The 18,853-nt window shown below is 66.8% G+C and carries 14 protein-coding genes and 1 tRNA gene; 7 read left to right on the forward strand and 8 right to left on the reverse strand.

Going from position 1 to position 18,853, the window contains the following annotated elements:
• Positions 1–44: 44 nt before the first annotated feature.
• A complete protein-coding gene (locus tag ACWESM_RS34730) occupies positions 45–3,299 on the reverse strand; it encodes an ATP-binding protein (RefSeq protein ID WP_452495373.1) in 3,255 nt (1,084 codons plus the stop codon).
• A 317-nt stretch (positions 3,300–3,616) separates the two neighbouring features.
• On the opposite strand from ACWESM_RS34730, the gene ACWESM_RS34735 reads away from it, so the two are divergent.
• Both ACWESM_RS34735 and ACWESM_RS34740 read left to right on the forward strand, forming a co-directional pair.
• Positions 3,617–5,311 (forward strand): LCP family protein, encoded by a 1,695-nt coding sequence (locus ACWESM_RS34735; protein ID WP_397281898.1) that lies wholly within the window; start codon positions 3,617–3,619, stop codon positions 5,309–5,311.
• 205 nt (positions 5,312–5,516) lie between these two features.
• Positions 5,517–6,740: an FAD-dependent monooxygenase gene (locus tag ACWESM_RS34740; protein ID WP_364434794.1), complete on the forward strand. Its 1,224-nt coding sequence runs from the start codon at positions 5,517–5,519 to the stop codon at positions 6,738–6,740.
• Between the two features lie 189 nt (positions 6,741–6,929).
• On the opposite strand, the gene ACWESM_RS34745 is transcribed toward ACWESM_RS34740, so the two are convergent.
• Positions 6,930–8,015, reverse strand: a complete 1,086-nt coding sequence (locus ACWESM_RS34745; RefSeq protein ID WP_452495375.1) for a fatty acid desaturase family protein — start codon at positions 8,013–8,015, stop codon at positions 6,930–6,932.
• Between the two features lie 880 nt (positions 8,016–8,895).
• Between ACWESM_RS34745 and ACWESM_RS34750 the strand changes: the two genes are divergently transcribed.
• Positions 8,896–9,807: a hypothetical protein gene (locus ACWESM_RS34750; RefSeq protein ID WP_355079991.1), complete on the forward strand. Its 912-nt coding sequence runs from the start codon at positions 8,896–8,898 to the stop codon at positions 9,805–9,807.
• A 280-nt stretch (positions 9,808–10,087) separates the two neighbouring features.
• Here ACWESM_RS34750 and ACWESM_RS34755 read toward each other — a convergent pair whose 3' ends face one another.
• Positions 10,088–10,402: a hypothetical protein gene (locus tag ACWESM_RS34755; protein ID WP_355079989.1), complete on the reverse strand. Its 315-nt coding sequence runs from the start codon at positions 10,400–10,402 to the stop codon at positions 10,088–10,090.
• Positions 10,403–10,411: 9 nt separating this feature from the next.
• The gene (locus ACWESM_RS34760) at positions 10,412–11,491 is read right to left on the reverse strand and encodes a zinc metalloprotease (protein ID WP_452495377.1); all 1,080 of its coding nucleotides are present in this window, start codon (positions 11,489–11,491) and stop codon (positions 10,412–10,414) included.
• Positions 11,492–11,990: 499 nt separating this feature from the next.
• On the opposite strand from ACWESM_RS34760, the gene ACWESM_RS34765 reads away from it, so the two are divergent.
• On the forward strand, positions 11,991–12,209 hold the full coding sequence (locus ACWESM_RS34765; protein WP_355079985.1) for a hypothetical protein: 219 nt from the start codon (positions 11,991–11,993) through the stop codon (positions 12,207–12,209).
• 170 nt (positions 12,210–12,379) lie between these two features.
• Here the strand turns inward: ACWESM_RS34765 and ACWESM_RS34770 are convergent.
• The 4 genes from ACWESM_RS34770 to ACWESM_RS34785 all read right to left on the reverse strand — a co-directional run bounded on the left by ACWESM_RS34770 (position 12,380) and on the right by ACWESM_RS34785 (position 16,129).
• Positions 12,380–12,452: transfer RNA gene (locus tag ACWESM_RS34770), tRNA-Arg, on the reverse strand.
• A 94-nt stretch (positions 12,453–12,546) separates the two neighbouring features.
• Positions 12,547–13,359 carry a DUF1542 domain-containing protein gene (locus ACWESM_RS34775; RefSeq protein ID WP_452495379.1) on the reverse strand — a complete coding sequence of 271 codons (813 nt, stop codon included), beginning with the start codon at positions 13,357–13,359 and terminating at the stop codon, positions 12,547–12,549.
• 74 nt (positions 13,360–13,433) lie between these two features.
• Entirely contained in the window at positions 13,434–14,906 is a 1,473-nt protein-coding gene (locus ACWESM_RS34780) for a flavin-containing monooxygenase (RefSeq protein WP_364439479.1), read from the reverse strand.
• Positions 14,907–14,986: 80 nt separating this feature from the next.
• The gene (locus ACWESM_RS34785) at positions 14,987–16,129 is read right to left on the reverse strand and encodes an acyl-CoA dehydrogenase family protein (protein ID WP_364439482.1); all 1,143 of its coding nucleotides are present in this window, start codon (positions 16,127–16,129) and stop codon (positions 14,987–14,989) included.
• A gap of 525 nt (positions 16,130–16,654) precedes the next feature.
• Between ACWESM_RS34785 and ACWESM_RS34790 the strand changes: the two genes are divergently transcribed.
• From ACWESM_RS34790 to ACWESM_RS34800, 3 genes are all read left to right on the forward strand, one after another.
• Positions 16,655–17,047 (forward strand): ArsR/SmtB family transcription factor, encoded by a 393-nt coding sequence (locus ACWESM_RS34790; RefSeq protein ID WP_452495382.1) that lies wholly within the window; start codon positions 16,655–16,657, stop codon positions 17,045–17,047.
• A complete protein-coding gene (locus ACWESM_RS34795) occupies positions 17,044–18,075 on the forward strand; it encodes a cation diffusion facilitator family transporter (protein ID WP_397281880.1) in 1,032 nt (343 codons plus the stop codon). The genes ACWESM_RS34790 and ACWESM_RS34795 overlap by 4 nt, the downstream gene beginning before the upstream one ends.
• Before the next feature lie 132 nt (positions 18,076–18,207).
• Positions 18,208–18,810 carry a serine hydrolase domain-containing protein gene (locus tag ACWESM_RS34800; RefSeq protein ID WP_397281878.1) on the forward strand — a complete coding sequence of 201 codons (603 nt, stop codon included), beginning with the start codon at positions 18,208–18,210 and terminating at the stop codon, positions 18,808–18,810.
• The last annotated feature ends 43 nt before the right edge of the window (positions 18,811–18,853 follow it).

The following is an 18,853-nucleotide window of genomic DNA, read 5'->3' on the forward strand; positions in this document are numbered from 1 at the left end:
CCCGAGCATCCAGTGCCGCCCGTACCGTTCGCTGACAGCCGCTGTCAGCGAACGGTACGCAGCAGTTCGAGCACCGCCTCGTCGGAAAGCCGGGCGCCCGCGAGGAATTCCGCGCCCAGGCGAACGGGCCCGAGCGCCTCTTCCGCTTGGTCGAGCGCCCGCCGCCGGAACGGGCCGATGCGGATCACCCCGGCCCTCCGGTTGATCCGGTCGGTTGCGCCGAGAATGCGGGCCGCCTGGTCCGGGGCGTCCTTCGCCAGAGCAACGAGGGCGTAACCGATACCGACCTCGGCCAGCAGCGCCGCCGAGGTCTGGGCGGCCAGATCGCGGGGCATGGCCAGCTCTCGCAGCGCGTCGTCCGGCCGGCCCGCCGCGACCAGGGCCGCCGCGTGCGCGGTGCTCACGAAGGCCAGGTTCACGAAGCGGACGGTATCGTGGCGTCCTGCTGGTGGCGGGCCGTCGGGGAGCGGATGCTCGGACATCCGCCGGTACAGTTCCATCGCGCGGTCGTTGTCGCCGCGCAGGTGGGCCAGGTGCGCCTGCGTCGCCGCCAAGAAGCGCCCAGGCGCGGGGATGATGTGCGGGGTGATCAGGGCCTCGGCCTGGTCGATATAGGTTGCCGCGACCTCCGTATCGCCGCCGACCAGGTACATATCCGCCGCGAAGAGCAGCACGCCCATGCGCTCACCGGCGCCCAGGTCGGCGCTGAGCAGTTCCAGCGCGCTCGCGATCAGCGGGCGGGCGCTGTCCAGGCCGAGCATCCGGGTCCGGTAGCTGGCCAGGGAGATCAGGGCGCGGCTGTGTGACCGGGCGTCGCCGTGCGCGCTCAGGCAGGTCAGCGCCGCCTCCAGAGTGGGCAGGGCGCGGGCCGGGTGGTCGCCGCCCAGTTCATCGAAACCTTTTGCTATCAGCGCATTACCGCGTAGCCATGGATCATCGGAGGTGGTGCACGCGGTCAACAGGCTGTCGTCGTCGCCGAGTAGGTCACGCAGCGCCAGTATGAGCACGAACATCGGGTGCGGAGGTCGATCCTCGGTGAGGGCCGCGCGGGTCAGCCGCTCGAATTGTCCCGTGTCATCTCGGATCTGGCCCCACCAGATGTTGGTGAAGTACGCCGGCAGCTCCTCGGCGTACCGGCAGGCCAGATAGGCCCCGGTGCACCCCGGCGGCGGTGTGTCGTCGATCAGGGCGAGGACCTCGCGGCGGCGTTCGGAGATGTCGCCGTGCAACCCGCGCAGCAGCCAATACCAGACGAGATTCGAGTACAGGCGAACCGCGCGCTCGCCGTCGCCGACGTCCAACGCCCACCGCAGTGCGGTCTCGCAATTGCCGTGTTCGGCGATCAGCCGCGCGAGCCAATCGGGTTGTGCGGTAGTGCGCAATCCGTGGGCGGCGGCGTCAGCGAATTCCGAGAAGCAGTCGGCATGGATGCGGGCGACTTCGTCCGCATCGCCTGCGGCGGTCAATTCCGCTGTCGCATAGACGCGGATGGTCTCTGCCATTCGATAGCGCTGTCCATCGAAGTCGACCAACGACTTCGTCACCAGTGAGGTGACCGTGTCGATGGCGTCCGGACCACACACCGAAGTAACGGCGTCCAAGGTCGCGCCGCCGGCGAAGATCGAAAAACGCCGGGCTGCAGTGGCTTCCGCATCGGTGAGCAGTCCCCAGCTCCAGGCGACGGCCGCGTGCAAGGTTCGATGGCGCGGGACCGCGTGGCGAGTGCTGTTGGTGAGCAGCCGGAAGCGATCGGTGAGCCGGGCGCTGAGGTCCGGTAGCGGCAGGCTGCGCAGGCGAGCGGCGGCGAGTTCGATAGCCAGCGGCATGCCGTCCAGGCTGCGTACGATGGCGCGGATATCCGCGGAATTGAGCTCGGACAGTGCGAAATCCGGGAGTGCCGCGGTGGCGCGGTCGATGAACAGCCGGACCGCGGGCGATGCGGTGACCGCCGCGATATCCGAGTCGGCTTCGGGCAGGTCCAAGGTCCGGACCGGATACAGTCGCTCGCCGTCCACGCCGATCGGCTCCCGGCTCGTGGTGAGCACCCGCAGCAGCGGCAGCCGCTGCAACAGATCGTGAATAAGGCGCGCGGTCGCCTCCACGACATGCTCGCAGTTGTCCAGTACCAACAGCATTCGGCGGCCGGACAGCGTCCGCTCCAGTACATCGGCCCATTCCGTGGACAGTTCATCGGGTCGCTCGAACTGAGCGAGCGCGTTCGCTATCGCCACTCCGACCGCGTTCATGGCCGGCCGGTCGGGCCGCTCCCGCTCGAGTGCGGCGAGTTCGACGAAAGCGAAACCGTCCGCCCAGTCCTCGGCGTGCGCCCCGACCGTCTCGGCGGCCAGCCGAGTCTTCCCCACGCCCCCGGTACCCGACAGTGTCACCAGTCGGGCCTCGCGCAGCGCCCGTCGCACTCCTTCCACGTCGCGTCCGCGTCCGACGAAGCTGGTGAACCGCCTGGGCAGCAGCGGTGCGGATGCGCCGCTGGTTCGCGATGCTTCCGTAACTCCCGTCGGACCCGATCCGGACGCCGTCTCGATCGCAGGTTTGTCGACTGTGGGATTACGGGGTGCGTTCGTATGAATTTCGGCCAGGGCCGAGCGCAGGACCTCGGCGGGTGTCGTGCCGAGTTCGTCCAGTAACAGGGTCTCGGTTCGCTGAAACTGTTGTATCGCCTCCGAGGTTCGTCCCGCTGCCGCGAGCGCCCGCACCAGTCGTGCGGCCAGCGTCTCCCGGAACGGATGTGCGGCTACCTCCGTGCGGAGCTCACCCAATACCTCGCCGCCTCGGCCCAAGGCTCGAAAGGCGTCCGCTCGCAGTTCGACCGCCTCGAGCCGCTGTTCGGTCAAATGCAGCGCAGCGACCCGCAATGCCTCCGATTCTCCCGCATCGATCAGCGGCTCCCCGCGCCACAAGGCGAGCGCGGCATCGAAGCACGCGATGGCTCGTTCGGGCTCACCGGCCGCCAGCAACGCTCGCCCTGCCTCGACCTCACGCCCGAACCGATGCACATCGACGTCCTCGGGCGTGAGCTCGAGCACATACCCGCCCCCGTCATTCCGCACCGTGCCCGGTGCCGCCGCTCGCAACCGACTCGCCAGAGTCTGCAACGCATTCCCCGCCCCCGCCGGCGGGTTCTCCCCCCACACCCCGTCCACCAGCCGCGCCGCCGGCACCACTCGCCCGGCTTCGAGCGCCAGCAACCCCAGCAATGCCCGCACCCGCGGCCCCCCGACCGACGCCTTCCTCCCGTCCGCGGCCACCACCCGCACCGGACCCAATAGCTCTACCAGCATGAATCGTCCATCTCGCGATCGATCCTGCGTGGCGCCCCGACCTCTCGTCAACCCGGGCGAACCTGGGACCTCGCCGCATTGCGGCTATCGAACCGCCTCGAACTGTCGGCGCATGCCGACCGGCGCGGCCTGTCGTCGATCATCACCGAGATCGGCGCGCGTGACGTGATGCCGCGCCCACGGATTTCGCTACCGCGTACCCGATCGGGTGCTTGCTCGGCGTGTATTCGGCACAGACATCGGGCAGGATATTTCTAACCTGGTGAAGTGCTATCGGTGGTTTCCGCGCGGCACTGTGACGTGAGGCTTGACGGCGAATGAGTGACGAAACGGAACCGATTCCGGTCGTGGTTCCCCGGTCCGGTGGTCGTCATGCTCGGCCGGAAACGCCTGTCGAAGGGGTTCGCGAGGTGTCCGCGGAGGCGACCGACCCTGCCGAGGGCCCCACCGACCGGTATGTGCCGGTGCGGCCCACCCGCCGCGATCGGACCGCGCAGTCGTCGTGGCAGGCCAGGGTCGCACGGACCGCCCTTCGCCTGGTCGTTGCCGCTACCTCGGTGGTCGTTGTATCGGGCACCGGATTCGCCTACTACACCGAGCGCGCCGTCGATGACGGGTTCGCCCGGTCCGGGGCTATCAGTTCCGAGGACGCCGCCGCGCTCGACGGCGACATGAACCTCCTGCTCATCGGACTGGACACCCGCAAAGACCGCAACGGCAACGACCTACCCAAAGAAATCATGGACCGGTTGCACGCCGGCGACGGCAGCGAGGGCGGCTACAACGCCAATTCCCTTATCCTGGTACATATTCCGAAGGATCTGAAGAAGATCACCGCCTTCTCCATCCCGCGCGACGACTACGTCGCGGTCACCGGGATCCCCGGCTACGACCACGCCAAGATCAAGGAAGCCTACGGGCTGAAGAAGGTGGCGGTCGAGCAGAAGCTCGCCAACCAGGGCGTCAAAGACAAGGTCGAACTGGAACGCCAGGGCCGCGAGGCCGGCCGCGAATCCATCGTGCAGACCGTGAAGGCACTGACGGGAGTACCGATCAACCGGTTCGCCGAGGTCTCCCTCGTCGGCTTCTACGACCTGGCCGCCATTCTCGGCGGCGTCGATGTCTGTCTCAATCACGCCGTCGACGACGAGTACTACTCCGGCGCGGTGTTCCCGGCCGGACCTCAGCACCTCGATGCCGCCAACGCGCTGTCGTTCGTCCGGCAACGTCACGAACTCGACAACGGCGACCTCGACAGGACCCACCGCCAGCAGGCGTTCCTCACCTCGGTCGCCAAACAACTCGCGGAGTCCGGCACACTCACCAACATCGGCAAACTGCAGCAATTGATCAACGCCGCACAGAACGATGTGGTGCTCTCCCAAGGCTGGAACGTGCTCGACTTCGCGCAGACCATGGGAAAGGCGGGTTCGATTCCGATCGAATTCCAGACCTTGCCGGTGCAGGGCTACCGGACCATCGACGGCCAAGACGTCAACGTCATCGATCCGGCCGCCATCAAAAAGACGGTGCGCACGGCGTTCGGCGTGCAGGCAGCCACGCCCACCGCACTCACGACCACACCCACCAGTACCGTCGACGTCGTCAACGCGGGCGGACCGGCAGGTATGGCCGCCAAAGTGTCGACAGTGTTGGCCGACAAGGGATTCGGCAAAGGAAACATCGGCAACGCCGCCTCCACCGATGGTTCCGGCTCGGTCGTCTATTACGGCACAGGCGCCGACACCGACGCCACCCAGGCCGCGAACTTGCTCGGCGGGCTACCGACAGCCGCGTCCAAGAATATCGACCCCGGCCACATCGAGATCGTGATCGGCAGCGACTTCACCATGCCCGACGAATTGAGTGCGGGCACATCGACGAGCTCCACCACACCGACCGGCACAGCCTCGCCCACCGGGGCCCCCACCTCCAAACCCGCCGACGCGCCGCCCGACTCCGGTAAACCCGTCACCACCAGCATCGGATCCAACATCCCCTGCGTCGACTGAGGTTGCCGCCGTGGACGCCTCCGGCCCGGCCTGGTCGGTGCGGCATCGGGCAGACGAGTGTGGTGTTCGCAGGAGCGCGGACACGATCTCGGCTGCACCGATGAATTTCTTGTGGATCCGTCGTCGATACCTGTGGATACACCGACAGCGGTGGGTCAGAGCAATCGATCCGGACAGTGATCCGGCCGGGTGAGCGGGAGGCGCAGTGAGCGGTACCAGGGTATTGGTGGCGGGGGCGAGTATCGCGGGGCCGGCGCTGGCCCACTGGCTGCGCCGGCGAGGGGCCGAGGTAACCGTGGTGGAGCGGGCCCCCGAACTGCGTCCCGGTGGGCAGGCGGTGGACGCGCGTGGGGTGACCAAGGAGGTCATCCGGCGGATGGGGCTGGACGCGGCGGTGCGCGCGGCCCGCACTGAGACGGCCGGCGCGTACACCGTGGACGGGAACGGGAACGTGCTGGAGACCTATCGCGCGGACGACGATGGCGGCGACGGGTACATCTCGGAGATCGAGATCCTGCGCGGGGACCTGTCCCAGGTGCTCTACGACGACACCCGTGACGGTGTCGAGTACGTCTTCGGTGATCGGATCGCCGAGCTCACCCAGGACGCGGACGGGGTCGACGTGGCCTTCGCGGGCGGCGACCGGCGGCGCTTCGAGCTGGTGGTCGGCGCGGACGGGCTGCACTCGGCGCTGCGAGCGATGGTCTTCGGGCCGCGCGAGCGGTTCGTCCGCCACCTCGGGCACGTGCTGGCTTTCTACAGCGTTCCCAACGAGTTCGGGCTGGACCGCTGGCTGATCGACTACCAAGAGTCCGGGCGCTCCGCCGGGCTGCGGCCCATCCAGGACGCCACCCGGGCGATGGCCATGTTTTCCTTCCCCTCGGGGGACTTCGATGTCGACTATCGCGACGTCGCGGCCCAGAAGCGCCTGCTGCGCGAGCGGATGGCCGGCATGGGCTGGTTGACCCCGCGCATCCTCGCGCACCTGGACGACACTCCGGACTTCTACCTCGACCAGGTCGCCCAGGTGGTGATGGACCGCTGGTCGAGCGGACGGGTGGTGCTCCTCGGGGACGCGGCGTTCAGCTCGTCGCCGATGTCCGGGCAGGGCACCGGGCTGGCCCTGGTAGGCGCCTACCTGCTGGCGGGAGAGCTGGCCGCCGCTGGGTGGGACCCGGAGGCCGGGTTCGCCGGCTATGAGGCGCGGATGCGCTCGTTCGTCGAGGCCAACCAGGAGATCGCCCAGTTGAACGCCCGCAGCCGCGACGTCCCCGGGCCGGACGCCGAGCCGAGCCCCGATTTCACCGGGGAGTGGTTCGCCGAGTTGGTCGAGCGCGCGATCAACGGCGTCGAGCTGCCCGACTACACCGGGGTGCCGGACTCCAGGGCCACGGCCGGGCCGCCGATCACTTTGTCGGCCAAGCCGTAGGTGTCACATAACGTGTCGAGAGGGACGACGCTTGGGTAGGCCACCGCCGGACTACGTCCGCGCATACCGCGCGGATCTGCACTGGTCAGCGTAGCCATCGGAAGACAACGGGCGTTGGGACTTTCGCCGGATGGCGGTGTAAAGCATCTGCCGGGTGCTTCCGGGGCGGGGGTGACGCCCAGCTTGTGTTCAACGATCCCGTTGTGACACTTCGGTACCCGGGTGTCGATCGGGGGTGCGTAGAGGAGCGCCGACATAGTGCAAGTGTCTCAGCGCCTCGCGGTAAGAGGAGATCAACCCGGTTTCGTGGTAGGGCACGCCGATTTCGGCGCAGTAGTCGCGGACGATCACCTGGGCATGACGCAGATTCGGCGTCGGCATGCTCGGGAACAAATGATGCTCGATCTGATAGTTGAGCCCGCCGAGGGCGAGGTCGGTCAACGCGCCACCTCGTACGTTGCGGGAGGTCAGCACCTGTCGACGCAGGTAGTCGAGGCGGTCGTCGCCGGTCGAGGTCGGCATGCCCTTGTGGTTCGGGGCGAATATGCAGCCCATGTACAGGCCGAAGAGGCCCTGGTGGACAGCGAGGAACGCGAATACTTTGTCGGCGGGCAGAACCGCGAACAGTGCGGCCAGGTAGGTGGCGAAGTGGACGAACAGCAGCGCGCCCTCCAACCCGCGGTGTTTGACCGATCGATTTCTCAGCGCCCGAACGCCCGCCACATGGAGGTTCAGGCCCTCCAGCATCAGTAGGGGGAAGAACAGGAACGCCTGCGCCCTCCCGATGAGACGAGGCAGACCGCGGCTGGACCGTGCTTGCTGCTGTGACCAGACCAGAATGTCGGGCGCGACATCGGGGTCGAGTTCCTCGTGGTTCGGATTGGCGTGATGCCGAGTGTGCTTGTCCTGCCACCAGCCGTAGCCCAGACCGATGCCGGCGTTGCCGACAACTCTTCCCACGAGCTCCGTCGGCTGCCGTAGCCGGAAAACCTGGCGATGTGCGACATCGTGCATGACCAGCGCGATCTGAGCGAACGTCACGGCCATGAACCCCGCGACCAGCAGCGTCCACCACGAATCGCCGATGAGGACGAACGCTGCCCAGCAGGCTGCGAACGCGACCCCGACGAGGCTTAGCCGGACGGCGTAGTAGACGGGACGCCGGTTCATCAGCCCCGCGTCGGAGATCCGGCGCAACAGACGGGCGTAGTCACCGTCGGCGCCGCGCCGCGGTGACCGTGGAGATGACTCGGGGACCAAGGCAGGTGTCGTCATAGATCTTCCTGAGAGCTGAGCCGGAGACGCCACCCCCATCCGTCGACGATGTCGGCCGGTCGATGTCGGAGCGGGGCGCGGATTTCGATACCCCGAAGCTATCGGCCGGATTCTCGTTACTCGTAACCCTCTGGTATGAGAGGGAATCGGACTGCGGTGTGATATTCGATGTCCACAGCTGCAGAGGCGGCTGGCCCGTTGTCGGCCGACACATCCGGGTCGCCGGACCGGACTCCCCTCATGCCGCTGATCGAGCGATGTGGACAGAACCGTTTCGTCGAATCTGTGGCGCTTGCACCGGGCAAAGCGACCGGCGCCCTCCGTCGCCGGCAAATATGTTGCAGTAGGGTTCCTGGGAGGTGCCGTCACTCGCTGTGATGTGGCCGGAGGCGCTTCTTTGCCGAGGATCCGATTCGAATTCAAACCTGCACTGACGCAATGGTTCTGTGAAATACTCGTGCTGTTCTCCACTGTCCGAGGAGGGCTTGATGCGATCGGTATCGCAGCTTTTTGCGGTCTGTTCCTGCTTGTTGATCGGTGGGCTGGCCGCGTGCGGGTCGCCCGATGCACCGACCACGGTTTCTCCGACCACAACCGCCCCGAAAGCTGATACGTCCAGCGCAGTGACCACCTCTCCCGACTCGGCGACTGCCAGCTCGGTCCTTTCAGTTACTCCGTCCGTATCCCCCGAGACCGGGCGGGTGATCCCCTCAACCGTGTCAGTCTCCGTGGCGAGTAGCACGACCGGAGTCATCATCCCGACAACACCGCCCACAAACGTGCCACCGACGGTTCCGATTCTTCCGGGCAGGCCGGGCACTGGAGTCGATATCACGACGACTGTTGCGCCTCACCCAGCGACGACCAGTGAGCCCCCTCGATGAGTGGGGACGACGCCGATTCGACTGGCCGGCACAGTCTTCGTCGAGCTCTGACCGCTGCGGGAGCCATCGCCTCGCAGGGCGCGGTTATCGCCGCAGTGCTCTACTACTTCGGCATGGTGTACACCCGCGCCTGGTACGGCTATTTCGGCGTGGATGTCGGGATGCTCGGTTTGTCCACCCCCGACTACGTCATCGGCAGCCTCACCAGTAGCTACTGGCCCGTGACCATCGTCTTGCTGGTCGTGCTCGCCTGCTACGCACTTCGGTCGGTTCCGCTTGCCGTTGCCGTACGCAGCCGACGACCCGTCGCCACGCTCCGGCGCTGGACGATGGCCATCTTGATCAGCGGCGCCATCCTGGCCACAGTCTTCGCGCTTCTGGTCATCGTCCGCGACTGGCTACCGCCGTGGCTCGGTTCATACATGCCGATCATGCTCATCGCGGCGGTCTCACTCCTCGGGTACGCCATCGCGCTGCGGGAAACCCATCCCCGCATTTTCAGCCGCCCCGGCGCCGGTCGCAGACGCACACAATCCACCCCATGGCTACCGATCCTGGCCTTGCTGGGCTTAGGTTTCCTCGGCTTCTCGTGGGCGGTGGGCTCCTACGCCCATCAGCGCGCCATTCGCGACGCCCGCCTCACCGTCGAGACCGGCTTCGGCGCACGTCCGGTCGTCCTGCTGCTCAGCGTCGATCGGCTCGCGATCGAAGGCGGCGGCTCCCAAGTTCTCCCGATCACCACACCCGGGGAGAAATACCGCTACGCCTACAGCGGGCTCCTACTACTGGCGCGCACTCCTGACCGCTTCTTCCTGATCCCGCACCAGTGGACGAAGGCCAACCACGACCGAGTATTCGTCATCAGCAACAACGACAACGTCCGCATCGACCTCGCACCCCACCCATAACAAAGGCCCTCCACGATTCGGGCACAGCACACTAGTCCCCTGATGCAGGCACACTCTCGATCCGTCGCCCACGCTGCATGCTCGCCCGATATCTGACCGGTCCTACCTACCCGTCAGTCGCCGACGACCAGGAGATATCCGTTGGCGCGAAGGCGGCCGATAGCTTCGGGGTTTCGTTCCGAACCGCTGTCACGGTGCTCATCCCGATCCAGACGCCGCCACATCGAAGGTCAGCGAGACCCACAAGGGTTTCAGGTGGGGGATTGGTGATCGAAGCTGATTACCCGGTGTCCACCAGAAGGGCGTCCCCGACGCATTGCAGCGTACGTGTAGTGGGCTCCGCTGCGCCTTCGGCGGGAAAAGACATCGAGTAACGGCCGTCCCCGAGGTCACGCCAGGAGCCGGTCGTCGCCCGGGCCCGGTCATCGGCGCCGGGACGGTATTCGACGACGGTGCCGTCTTCTCCGAACTCGAGGCCGGACCGGCCACGTGACCGGGGAAACGGGAAGTCACGTGGCCGATAAATGGACACCGTGTCGGTGTCCTCCTCGTGGGAGTGCACCCATATTCCGAGGATGGGGATCGGTCCGGTCACCGGCAATCCTCACCGGGTCCCCGGCGCCGACCAGTGTGGCGCTCGGGCGAGGACGCCGTTGATCTCGTCGAGTAATGAACGCAACAACGCTACCTCGCCCTCGAGGTCGGCGACCGCACCCGCGCCGCCGGAGGAACTCGAATTCGTCGATGGCACGGAACGGGGTGCGGCCGCCTCGCCGCGTCCGGGCGTCGCCTCCGCGACCATGGAGGACACCGCCGGTCGCAGATCCCCGGCCGGAGCGCGAGCGGCGACCAGGAACGAGGCCCTCGGCCCATCCAGGCACGCGTTCATCCGCAAGGATTGGCCGGTGGTGAACATGAACATCGCCGCGTCGTCGGTGTAGTCCATGTAGTTCATGAACATGTCGCCATTGGGGCCGTTGTTGCAGGAAATGTGCGGGAACTGGGGTTTGCCGAAGTTCTGGGTGGCCTGGTTGGGCGTGTCGTCGACCAGATCGCCACCGGAGCAGCCGCTTCCGTCATCGCCCCAGATATGGCGCAGACTCAGCCAGTGCCCGACTTCGTGCGTCGTGGTGCGCCCCAGGTGGAACGGCGCGGTGGCGGTTCCGATTGTGCCGAAGCAGGTTGTCGCGATGACGACGCCATCGGTGTCGACGGGACCGCCAGGGAATTGCGCGTAACCGAGAATCGAGTTTCCGGGCGCGGTCTGCGGATCGGCGCATACCCAGAGGTTGAGGTATTCGTCGCTCGGCCAGGGATCGGCGCCGCCGGTCGCGGTGGCTTTCACATCGTCGGCTTCGGCGCTGAAGAATGTCTTCGCGGTGGCGGTCCGGGTGATGCCGTCGGTCGCATTGCCATCAGGATCGGTTGTCGCCAAGGCGAATTGAATTCGACAGTCGGCGATACGATCGGTCCAGACGGTCGGCACGCCGACGCGGTCGAGATTGGTCGCCCGGAAGTCCTGGTTGAGCACCGTGATCTGGCTCTCGACCTGGGCCGCGCTGATGTTCTCGGCCGGGAACGCGGGATTGTGGACGACGTGGACGACCACGGGGATCGTGATCGGACCGGTGCGCATCGGTGCGCGCATACGGCCTTCGTAGGCGAGCGCGCGGTTCTCGAACATCGCCGAACGCTGTCGGTAGCTTTCGCTCTGTTGGAGCAGTTTATGGTGAACTGCCATGGTGCCGCACAATTCGCGGCTTCGTGCACCAGGTGTAGGAAGATCGGCCATCACATATCCTTTCGCGAATCAGTCGGATGAAATCGCCCGGTAAGGATGCTTCGCCGATTCTGCGGCCGTGACACGAGTAGCGACTACCTGCATCCGACCTCGCGCGGCTAAAATCCGTACAACTTTGAAATATGTGGAAGATCGGCGACGACCCCGCCGCACAGCGGTGGAGTAACAGCTCGCGCCGGTCGGCACCGGACCGCACATGACGAGGTTCGCGAACGGATCCAGCGATCACCCCGCCCCGCGTCCCGATGAGTATCGCCGGGTAGGAACCCGTAGTCGACTACTCGTGAGACGACGACATCCGAGGCGAAGACTCGGGGAATCGGATCGTCCGTTGCGGGGCGATTTCGCAGGCAAAGAACGTTTACGCGAAATGGAGGAAATCATGACCGCAGGCATGGATTCGGCAGTTGTTCACACGGCGAACGAGGCAGCCGATATCAAGAAACAGGATCTGCTCGATCAGACTTCGTGGGTAGCGCATTTGTGGGCCGACGTCCCCGCGGCCATCAGCTACGCGAACTCGCCGCCGCTCTCGCAGGCGGGCACCATCGTCTTCAATATCCGGGACAACGGCCAGGTGTGGACGTACGACCTGCACTGACTCGCGTCACCGGTGAATCGTGGATCCGGTTCCACACTTGCGGGCTGTCGTGTGACTGGCATGAGTCGCCCGGCTTGGTATGCCAAGTGGCGTCGGAATCGTCGGCGGGGTCGTCGTCGGTGGTGATGATGATCCCGAAATAGCCATGGCGCGGTGCGGAAAAATGATAGTGCCCTCGGCAGGATTCGAACCTGCGACACCCGCTTTAGGAGAGCGGTGCTCTATCCCCTGAGCTACGAAGGCTGGGTGGGCTCGAGGCCCGCCCGGGACGTTCGCAGTCTACCGGGTAACGGGCTCGGAGGCCGCATCGCTGTCGTATGGGCGTTGGTGGACGGGATCAGAAGCCCCCGTCGAAGCCTCCGCCGTCGAAGCCTCCGCCGTCGAACCCGCCGTTGTCGTAGCCGCCGGAGTAGTCCCCGCCCTGGTCGTAGCCGCCGGGGTAGTCGCCGCCTTGGTCGTAGTTCCCGCCCTGGCCGCCATCCGCGGCCAGTCCGTCTTGGAACCCTTCGCCGTAGCCGCTCTCGAAGCCGTGCGCGTCGTAGCCCACTCCGGACATCCCGGAGAACAGGGAGGTGAACAGCAGGGCCGAGCCGAGGCCCCAGGCGCCTGCGACCATGGCGGGTTTCCACCAGGGTTCGGAGTACCACCCAGCGGGTACCGGTCGTCCGGCCACTCGGCCGCCGGGGTAGTAATTCGGTGTCGATGACGAGGGTTCGGGGGCGGCCTTGATCTGCCTGCCCTCGTACTCGACGACGCGCTTCTCGGTCACCTGCCCCGCGGCGTCCTGGCCGTCGAGTCCGGGGATCGCGGGGCCCGGGTCCATGTTCATCGCGGTCCGTGCGGCCCTGATGTAGTAGAGCCCTTCCAGCGCGGTCTGCTTCGCCAGCCGTGCCTGCGTGGGCGTGCGCGCCTGGTCGAGTTGCGCGCCGGCCGCGAGATGCCGCTCGGAGGCGTCGGCGAGTGCCTGGACTGCCGCGTCGTTGCTGCCGGAGAGGCTGTAGACCTGGCCGCCGAGCCGTTCGTTCACTTGCCTGGCGTCGGCGAGAGCGTCGGCCAACTCGGTAGCTTTACGCTGTTCGCTCTGTTGTGACTGCCATATCAGCAAGACGATCAGCGCGCCGAGTATCAAGGCGATAAGCAGCCAAAACATGGGCACCTCTTCCGCGGGATCTCGGACAAGGCCAGTTTACTGTCGGCTTGCTGAGGTCTCACTGAGTGTGCGGGTCACGGCGTCGCGGCGGGTGCTTGCGCCTCGTCGTAGTCGGCGGGGTCGAAAGTCTTGGTCTTCCAGCGGTACAGCAGGGTCGCGCCGGGCCAGTTGTTGGTGATCCGGCCGGAGGCGTTGCGGTACCAGCTGGAGCAGAAGTTCCAGGGAGTGTCTTTCAAGCGCTTCTGCAACCAGTCGTCCCAGCGCTGCTCGGCGGCGGGGCGGGCGGCGAGGTAGCGGCCGGGACGATCGGTCAGGTACTGCACGACCTGGCGGATGTAGCGGGCCTGGGATTCGAGCATGTAGATGATGGAGCCGGAGCCGACGTTGGTGTTCGGGCCGTACATCATGAACAGGTTGGGGAACTGGGGCACCGAGAGTCCGAGGTAGGCGCGGGCGCCTTCGTCGCCCCAGACGTCGGCCAGTTTGCGTCCGCCGAGGCCGTAGATGTTCATCGGGGCAAGGAACTCGGTGCCCTTGAAGCCGGTACCGAAGATGATGACGTCCACGTCGTGCTCGACGCCGTCGGCGGTGCGGATTCCGGTCGGCGTGATCGACTCGATGGCAGTGGTCTCCACGGTGACGTTCGGCTGCGCCAGCGCGGGGAAGTACTCGTTGGAAAACAGTCCGCGCTTGCACCCCGCCGCGTAATCGGGAGTCAGTTTCGCGCGCAGTTCGGCGTCGGGCACCTGCTTTTCCCGGTGCCGGTCGGCCAATGCGATCACGGGGGTCTTGATCGCCGGGATGTCGGTCAGGCCGAGGGCGAGCGCCTCGAAGAAGGACCAGATGGCGAAGCGCTCGGCGAGGCGGCTGGGCGGAAAGTATTTGAACAGTGCGTGATGCAGAGCGCTGTACTCGACGTCGGCCTTCGGCAGCACCCAGGCGGCGGAGCGCTGGAACAGCGTGAGGTGACCCGCGGTCGGCTGAATGCGCGGGATGTATTGGATCGCGCTGGCCCCGGTGCCGATGCAGGCGATGCGCTTGCCGGTCAGGTCGACGTCGTGATCCCACTCGGCGGAGTGGAACGCCGGACCGGTGAAGGTTTCGATGCCAGGGATGTTCGGCAGGGCCGGGCGCGAAAGCTGGCCGACCGCCGGGACGAGGATGTCGGCGGTCAGTTGCGCTCCGTCGGCCGTGCGGACGGTCCACTGGCCGGTGCGCTCGTCGAACTCCGCGTCGGTGACCTCGGTGCCGAAACGGATGAAGCGTCGCAGGCCGTGCCGGTCGGCGACGCCCTGCATGTACTCGTGGATGTCGCGTTGTTCGGAGAAACGCCGTGGCCAGTCGGACTTCGGCTCGTAGGACCACGAGTACAGCGGGGAAGGCACGTCGCAGGCCGCGCCGGGATAGGTGTTCTCCCGCCAGACGCCGCCGAGATCGGTGGCGCGCTCCAGAATCGTGAAGGTGTCCAGCCCGGCCCGCCGCAGCTCCAGCGCGATGCCGAGCCCACCGAATCCGGCGCCGATGATGATGATGGACGGCGTCGTCATCCATACAGAGTACGAGCCGGTATCCGCAGGTCCGAAGACATCCGCGGTCATTGAATCGGCATTTCCGGCCAGCGAGGGCGTCAGTTCCCGGCGAGTTGGCGTGCGATGACCAGGCGCTGAATCTGGTTGGTGCCCTCGAAGATCTGCATCACCTTGGCCTCGCGCATGTAGCGCTCGACCGGGAAATCCTGGGTGTAGCCGTAGCCGCCGAACACCTGGACCGCGTCGGTGGTGACCTTCATGGCGGCGTCGGTGGCGACGAGCTTGGCCACGCTGGCCTGGCGCGAGTACGGCAGGCCCGCGTCGCGGCGGCGGGCGGCGTCGAGGTAGGTGGCGCGGGCGGAGTCCACGGCGGCGGCCATGTCGGCGAGCACGAAGCCGAGCCCCTGGTGGTCGATGATGTGGCGGCCGAACGCCTCGCGTTCCTTGGCGTACGCGACGGCCTCGTCGAGGGCGCGCTGCGCCAGGCCGGTGGCGACCGCGGCGATGCCGAGACGGCCGGAATCCAAGGCGCTGAAGGCGATCGAGAGTCCCTGTCCCTCGGCGCCGACGCGACGTTCGGCGGGCAGGAACGCGTCGTCATAGGCGGCGGTGGTGGTCGGCACGGCGCGCAAGCCCATCTTCTCCTCGGGCTTGCCGAAGTTGAGCCCCTCGGTATCACCGGGGACCAGGAAGCAGGAGATGCCGCGGGAACCTTCGCCGGTGCGGGCGAACAGGGTGTAGAAGTCGGCGCGTCCACCGTTGGTGATCCAGGCTTTGGCGCCGGTGATCCGGTAGCCGCCCGCCACGGGGGTGGCGCGGCAGCGCAGCGCGGCCGCGTCGGAACCGGCGTGCGGTTCGGACAGGCTGTAGGCGCCGATGGTCTCGCCGGAGAGCATGTCGGCCAGCCAGCGTTCCTTCTGTTCCTCGGTGCCGAAGGCGAACAACGGATGGCAGGACAGGCTGTGCACGCTGACGGCCACGGCGACGGCGGCCCACCGGGCGGCGAGTTCCTCGAGCACCTGGAGGTACACCTCGTAGGGCTGCGCGCCGCCGCCGTATTCCTCCGGATACGGCAGGCTGAGCAGCCCTGCGGCGCCCAGCGCGGGGAAGACGCCATCGGGGAAGATCCCGGTCTTCTCGCACTCGGCCACGCGCGGTTCGAGCACCTTGTCGGCGATGTCGCGGGTCAGCTCCAGCAGGTCCCTGGCCTCGGAGGTGGGCAGCATTCGGTCCACTGGCATGTCGTCTACTCCACGGTCGCTCGGTGCGTCTCTCGTGATTCACAGTAACCGGGCGTGTCCGGCGGCTCCTTCACGTCGGAAGGCGGTCGCGGCGAATCCAGGGTGCGGCACGGCGGGACATTCCGGTCCGGACACGATTGCGGCGGATACGACGAGTTCGGTGCAGAATATTCCGACCGGAGCGGCACCTGGTGGCCGAGTGCGAACTGTTGCAGGACGCTCCTTCTGCACGTGCAGTTGTGTGTACAGGTGCGCGTGAACGTCGCTGCGACGCAGGGGTATTCGTGCTGGTAACCGTCGTTGCGCGCGAGGTATGTCCACATCGCGGGAAGGGCGTGCCGATCGGTTTGTCTCAGTCGGGTGATATCGCTTCGCTCGCCTGGCGCACTGACGCCACACTCGACTAAGACAGAAGACTGTCGGGATCCGGGGTCGACCGGTGTGTCGGCGGCAACGCAGGGGGTGCCGCCGCCACACCGGCCCGGAGCGCTGGTGTGGCGGCTTCGTCTGTTCTAATATCTGCGTATGAATGCAGATAACCAGGAATGGCGGCCGCGTCTCGCGGAGGATCAGGTCGGACTGGTTGTCGAGGTGTTCCGCATGCTCGCCGACCCCACCCGCGTGCAAGTGCTCTGGGCGCTGGTCGACCGCGAACTGTCGGTGAACGACCTGGCCGGACAGGTCGGCAAGCCGGCGCCTTCGGTGTCCCAGCATCTGGCCAAATTGCGCATGGCGCGGTTGGTGAACACCCGCCGATCGGGGACGACGATCTTCTATCGCCTGGAGAACGAGCACGTCCGGCAACTGGTGGCGGACGCGGTGTACAACGCCGAGCACGCGGGCCCAGGCGTTCCCGCGCATCATCGTGGCGCGAGCGCGCTGCGTGAACTCCCCGGCCGAGACGAGGCGAGCGCATGACCCATCGGCACCATCACCACCACGATGACGGACATCATCATCACCGGCATCCTTCGGGACCGTTCGCGGTGCTGCGGGAGATCTTCGTCCCGCACAGCCACGACGCCGCCGACAGCATGGATGACGCGCTGGAGGCCAGCGCGATCGGCATCCGGGCGGTCAAGATCAGCCTGGTCGTGCTCGGATGCACCGCGGTGCTGCAACTGGGCATCGTCGCTGTGTCCGGCTCGGTGGCGCTGGCCGCGGATACCGTGCACAACTTCTCCGACGCGCTGACCGCGGTTCCGCTGTGGATCGCGTTCGCCCTCGGCCGCAAGGCCGCGACCCGGCGCTACACCTATGGCTTCGGCCGGGCGGAGGATCTGGCCGGGCTGTTCGTCGTCGCGATGATCGCCTTGTCGGCGCTGATCGCCGGATATGAGGCGGTGCGCAGGTTGCTCCATCCGGTGCCGATCGAGCATCTGGGCTGGGTCGCCGCGGCCGGGTTGGTCGGGTTCCTCGGCAACGAGACTGTCGCGCTGTACCGGATCCGCGTCGGCCGGCGGATCGGTTCGGCGGCATTGGTCGCCGATGGCTTGCACGCGCGCACCGACGGTTTCACCTCGCTGGCCGTGCTGCTCGGCGCGGGCGGAGTGGCACTCGGCTTCCCCCTCGCGGATCCGATCGTCGGGTTGCTCATCGCCGCGGCGATCCTCGCGGTGCTGCGAACCGCGGCACGCGACGTGTTGCGCCGCTTGATGGACGCCGTCGAGCCCGGGATGGTCACCGCGGCCGAGCGGGCGCTGGCCGCCGAGCCCGGCGTGCAGGGCGTGCGCAGCCTGCGAATGCGGTGGATCGGTCACCGGCTGCACGCCGACGTCGAGTTGGACGTCGCCCCGACGATCACGCTCGCGGACGCGCACCGCGTCGCGCACGAGGCTCAGCACGCCCTGACCCATGTGGTGCCCAAGCTGGACACCGCTGTGGTGCATGCCTATCCGGCGCATACCGAAGTCGCGGTCTCCGGACCGGGTCGCGCGCCGAGCTGACCAGCGCAAACTGATGGCGTATGCCGTCGGATGGGTGGTCGCGGTTCTTGCTCCGCGGCCCCTGCCCACAGCGGCCTACCGTTGGGTAGCATCCCCGGTGTGATGTGGCTCATGGTCGATGCGTGCTGAACCATGACGCCGCGTGTACCGACTCTCCCTGAACTGCCCGACCTGGGTCTACGCAGTCGCAAGCCGGAATATTTCGACATCGTCGCGTCGATTGGCGCGGAAGTGGATCCGCCCGAAGCCGCTCTTGCCCGCGACTATGCGGAGTATCTATGGCAGCGCGTGCGACCGGTTTATCGCAGCGGTGCGCACCCGGCCATCCAGTTGTGCGTGCGACGGTCCGAGCAAGTCGTTGTCGACCGGGCGCTGGGCCACGCGGACGGCGACGGCACCGACGCGCCGAATGTGCCGGTCGACATGACCACGCCGTTCGTCACCTACTCCGCGTCCGACTGCGTCACGGCATTCGCCGAGCGCCTGCGCACCGAGCGCGAACTGCTGGAACCGCACGCGCCGATCGGCCGCCGCATTCCCGAATACGTCCGCCACGGCAAGGAATCCAGCACGATCGGGCAGGTGCTCGCGCATCGGTCCGGCGTGGCGAACCCGCCGGGGGAGACGCTCACCGTCGCGGACCCGGGAACTGCTGGTACGGAACCCGATGGTGGCCGAGACCGATGTGGCTTTCTGTGGGGAAGTCATCGATGGAAGAAGGAGTTCCGATGTTGAGCACTATGCAGGACGAGCCGTTGTCGTTGGCGACGTTGCTGCG

It is taken from the genome of Nocardia sp. NPDC003999, from assembly GCF_053604885.1.